The sequence below is a fragment of the Pararobbsia alpina genome (assembly GCF_902859895.1).
In the GTDB taxonomy this organism is placed as follows: Bacteria; Pseudomonadota; Gammaproteobacteria; order Burkholderiales; family Burkholderiaceae; genus Pararobbsia; species Pararobbsia alpina.
Genome location: NZ_CADIKM010000132.1, coordinates 1 through 2,304, shown reverse-complemented (window position 1 = coordinate 2,304; position 2,304 = coordinate 1). Strand labels below are relative to the sequence as shown.

The following is a 2,304-nucleotide window of genomic DNA, read 5'->3' as shown; positions in this document are numbered from 1 at the left end:
ATCTCGAACGACTCGACGTCGTCAGCGGGTGTGTTGTTCAACACTGCGCTGGCCGCGCAAGCGAATGTCGGGCCGCCGAACTGCACGACTGTGGGGGCCAATACGACGTGCAGCCCGATCACGACGTCTACGTACCAACCGTCCGGACTGGAGGTTGCGCGTCATACGCAGAACTTCATCACTGCGTTCACGCGAGCGAACGTGAACTGTCCTGCAAACCTGCCGAACTGCACGACATTCTCGAATCCGGTGCTGACGAACAACGTGTTCTGGCAAAACCGCACGTTCTATATCACGGTGGCGGGGCAGAATCCGAACATCCCGGGATTGCAGAACACGGTGACGTTGAACCCGACGTTGAATCAGGCGGGCCATCAAACCGGGTATTGCGATTCGCATGCGGTGTATTGGGACATCGGCGCATTCGGCGACACGGGACCGGCCAACCATCTGTCGGGTGTGAGACTGGCGCCGACGTATTCGATCCTGACGGATGCCGGCGACTACCCGGGGGCGCATAACAGCGCGGCGAACCCGAATGTGGTGAGCCAGTATTGCAACGGTTCGCGCGTGCCTCCGGAAGGCGGCGGAAACGGGTTTGCCGTGCCGCCCGGCATCGCCGATACGGTCCTGCCGAACCCGCTGTTCAGCCTGCTGCCCTCGGCGACACCGGATGAAGGCAATCAGTGGATCAATATGTCGTATGGGCCGCTGTCGCTGTTCAACGCGACGGTCGTGACGGGCAGCACGGGTTATGGCGTGCCGCTCGGCAACTACGCGATCCAGACGGGCTCGCCGGCCGTCAACGCGGCGACGCCTGCCGGTGCACCGAATCATGACTTCTTCGGAACGTCGAGGCCCCAGACCGGCGGAGTCGATATCGGCGCAGTCGAGTTGCCGCGCACAGGTGGGGGGGGCGGCCTGGCCGGCATCCTGAAGTCCTTGACGGGAGGGAATCTGCCATTCGGTCCAGGCGCGTTCCAACAGTTGCTCAACGACATCAACAATGCACTCCCCGCTCCAGCCGCCCCTGCCGCGCCAGCGACACCGCAGGTCCAGGGAAGTCTGCCGTGAACGGTCAAATGAGGCGCGCGGCCGTGCTGCTTGCGAAGCATGTGCTTTCGGTACTGGCGGGGGCATGTGTCGTCGCCGCCAATGCCGGTCCGGTCGGCGCGCAGCAGGCCGCGACCGGGCCGGCGCAGAAGCCGGGCGCCTCCGCTTCGCCAAGGGTGTCACCGTACACGCCAGTGAAGGTGCCGCAACACGCGAAGAGCTACTACCAGGCGATGCGCGGCATCGAAGGCCTCAGCGTGCGCCGCACCGCGTCGGGGAATCTGTTGCGCTTCAGCTATCGCGTGACCGATCCCGAAGTGGCGAAGCTGCTCGGCGACAAAAACACGATGCCCTATTTGTACGGACAGGCAAACCATGTCGTGCTCGAGGTGCCCGTGATGGAAAACATCGGCCAGCTCAGGCAGACGGGCACGCTGCAGACCGGTCAGGAATACTGGATGGTGTTTTCGAACAAGGGCGATCTGATCAAGGCCGGTGATCGCGTCAATGTGATGATCGGCGCGTTTCATATCGACGGACTGGTCGTCGAATAAGCGACGGCAGCGTCGCCAACATAAGAACGGAGGGGCGAATCATGAAGCGTTTTATCAATATGGCGGTCCCGGTAGCGGGGCTGCTCGCCGGGGGGCTCGTGTCCACTGACGCTTTGGCCGCGCCGGCCAGCAGTACGCTGCCGGCGGCACACATGAGCGCTGCACAGATCGTCGAGCGCAATGTCGCGGCACGCGGCGGCCTTCAGGCCTGGCGCGCTGTCAATACGCTGACGATGACAGGTCAGATCGACGTCGGTGGCACCAAGCCGGTCAAACTTCCGTTCGTGATGACGATGAAGCGGCCGAACAAGAGCCGCTTCGAGCTTCGCTTCGACAGTCAAACGGCTTTCCAGGCTTATGACGGCACGCAAGGCTGGAAAGTGCGGCCCTTCCTCGGACGCAACGACGCCGAACCCTACACGCCAGCGGAAGCGAAATCGGCAGCGCAGACCGCCGATCTTGACGGGCCGCTGATCGACTACGCGAAAAAGGGCAGTCAGGTCGAGGTGGAGGGTGTGGAATCCGTTGAAGGGCACCGTGCCTACAAACTCAAGCTGACGACGAAAGAGCATGTGGAGCGTCATGTGTGGATCGATGCGTCGAGTTTCCTCGAGCTGAAGATCGACGGCGATCAGCGCAAGCTCGACGGACGCATGCACCCCGTCGCCGTCTACTACCGCGACTACAAGTCCGAGAA

The 2,304-nt window shown here is 62.6% G+C and carries 3 protein-coding genes; all 3 read left to right on the top strand.

What is annotated here, in order from left to right; translation table 11 throughout:
* A partial coding sequence (locus tag HV670_RS29745; protein WP_281362488.1) for a choice-of-anchor Q domain-containing protein occupies positions 1-1,074 on the top strand: 1,074 nt, incomplete at its 5' end.
* Positions 1,075-1,082: 8 nt separating this feature from the next.
* Complete coding sequence (locus tag HV670_RS29740) at positions 1,083-1,607, top strand: hypothetical protein (RefSeq protein ID WP_175108506.1); 525 nt, start codon at positions 1,083-1,085, stop codon at positions 1,605-1,607.
* Positions 1,608-1,648: 41 nt separating this feature from the next.
* Positions 1,649-2,304 (top strand): outer membrane lipoprotein-sorting protein (locus tag HV670_RS29735; RefSeq protein ID WP_175108505.1); only part of this gene is annotated, 656 nt, incomplete at its 3' end.